This is a genomic window from Aquiflexum sp. (assembly GCF_977115555.1).
This window is the reverse complement of sequence record NZ_CDSBKL010000558.1, coordinates 1-2109: the sequence shown is the minus strand read 5'-3', so window position 1 is coordinate 2109 and position 2109 is coordinate 1. Positions and strand designations below refer to the sequence as shown.

Here is a 2109-nt window from a genome sequence, read left to right as displayed (position 1 = left end):
CTCCATATCCCACATCGAAAATGATCCCTCTTTCCTGCGCTTCTCTGACAAATGGTTTGAATTTTCTTGTTTCATAATCCACGACAGGCTCCCTGGCACCTCCCAATTCAGCAAAAACGTGAGTATAGATATCCCCGGGACGCAAATGATCAAAAAACAATTCCCTCAATCTCAATGGAGCAAAGGCCATAGATCCACCAAAATCTATAATCACAGGCATATTGGCAATATTCCCCGCTTCTACTGCCCTATCAACGGGAATCCAATCTCTTTTGGCATAGTGGGCTACCTTAAAACCTACCACGTGTTCCTTGTATTTCAGAGCAGCTTGTCCGGTAAGTTGGGCATTCATATCAGAAGTATCCTGTTCGTAGGCTCCACCTCGCATGCCTTCTCCAACAATGTTCATGAATGCCAAAACCCTTGTTTTTGAATGGTCAATGATGTTTTGTTTGAATACATGAAAGTTTTTCCATCCCGGTCCACCACAATCCACAATCGTGGTCACCCCTACCCTGAATGTAAAGCTGTCCGGATCAACAGCCACGAGTCCGTCACTTAGGTAACTATTGGGTCGCGTACCATAAAAAACATGGCCATGAATATCTATCAAACCTGGGACAACCAATAGACCCTTGGCATCTACGATCTGTCTGGCACCTGTTATCTCAATATTTTTTGCGATTTTGGCTATCCTTCCATCCTGAATGGCCACATCCATCAATTCATCAATGTTGTTCTTTGGATCAATGACATGACCTCCCTTGATCACCATTTGGTAATTTTGGGCGGACAGAATTATTGGCCACATGCATAAAAAGTAGAGCAATATGAATCCTATTTTCTTCATCATTTTTGAATTATTAGGTTAAACTTTAGCGCTGCTCAATTCTTCTTGGATTCTTTTGGCTACAATTTTTTCTTCATTTGGCCTCAGCATCCAAACAGTACAACTGATTTCATGGTCTCCAAATCCAATCACCTCAATGGATGGACTTCCCTTCCTCAGTTTTTCCTGCATCTGAGTCCGGGTAAGGTTGATCACATTTGGATCCCAGGCAATTTTTAGAAAAGGAGTATGGTTGGCAATTGGCGGAACGGAAACAGAAGTAGTCACGCCTTTGACTTCCTTTGCCATTTCTTCAATGTAGCCTATTTTTTCCTCCCAAGATTTCCACTCTTTTTCATGGTCTTTTTTGACATACAGCTCCAAAGCCACATACATCCCAAGGATTTCCTCTTTATTGACCTTCATCCCTCTCCCGATAGTATTGCCACGGGGCGGTGCACTCAGCCTTGCTGCTTCAATGATGTGTTTTCTACCCATCAGGATTCCCGCACTTTGTGGACCTTTCATGGCTTTTCCGCCTGATATGCAGACCAAATCAAATCCCATATCATTGAATTTCCATAAATTTTCAACCGGCGGCACATCAGCAGCTATATCAATCATGGTAGGAATGTTGTGTTTTTTTCCCAAAGCCACCCACTCTTCATGTTGAATTTTCCCATCCGGTGCCTGGTAATTCAAAAACCATAACATGGCGGTTTGCTCATTGATCGCTTTTTCCAGATCAGCAACTGTTTCCACTTCTACTAATTTCACACCGGTATTGGTCAGAGAATGGACATAAGCCACATTGTGGCTTTTTTGGACAATCACCTCAGATTTCATTCCCTTCAGGTTTGGGATTTGAGCGATTTTTTCTTTGTCTGTTCCTGTCAGTACTCCTGCAAGTCCCAATACCATAGCCGACCAGCAACCTGAGGTAACCGTTGCCGCTTCCGCATGGCAGATTTCAGCAATTTTTTCTCCCACTTTGTCCTGAACTTCATCCAACATGATAAATTCCTTGGAAGAGGTTTCTATTGTTTCCATTACTTCTTCAGGCATCAAAGAGGCCGTCATTGCTGTGTAGGTTCCTGCAGCATTGATAAAAGTCCTCAAGCCCAATTCCTTGATCAGATCCCTTTTGGGAACTAATGGTGAATCGGCAAATACTGATTGGACAGGAATGCTGCTTCCTACAATTGTTCCCACCAATGGAAGTGCTGAAAGTCTTTTTAGTAAGGTTCTTCTGTTGATCATATCTTTTATCGTTCGATTTT

The 2109-nt window shown here is 42.8% G+C and carries 2 protein-coding genes; both read right to left on the bottom strand.

Going from position 1 to position 2109, the window contains the following annotated elements:
* On the bottom strand, positions 1-850 hold an 850-nt coding region (locus ACZFYI_RS19550; protein ID WP_462525799.1), incomplete at its 3' end, for an amidohydrolase/deacetylase family metallohydrolase.
* An 18-nt stretch (positions 851-868) separates the two neighbouring features.
* Positions 869-2089 (bottom strand): aminotransferase class V-fold PLP-dependent enzyme, encoded by a 1221-nt coding sequence (locus tag ACZFYI_RS19545; protein ID WP_462525800.1) that lies wholly within the window; start codon positions 2087-2089, stop codon positions 869-871.
* Positions 2090-2109 lie beyond the last annotated feature (20 nt).

Coding starts and splice junctions, on each gene's coding strand:
- ACZFYI_RS19545 (WP_462525800.1), bottom strand. CDS start 2,089: ATGATCAACAGAAGAACCTTACTAAAAAGACTTTCAGCACTTCCATTG.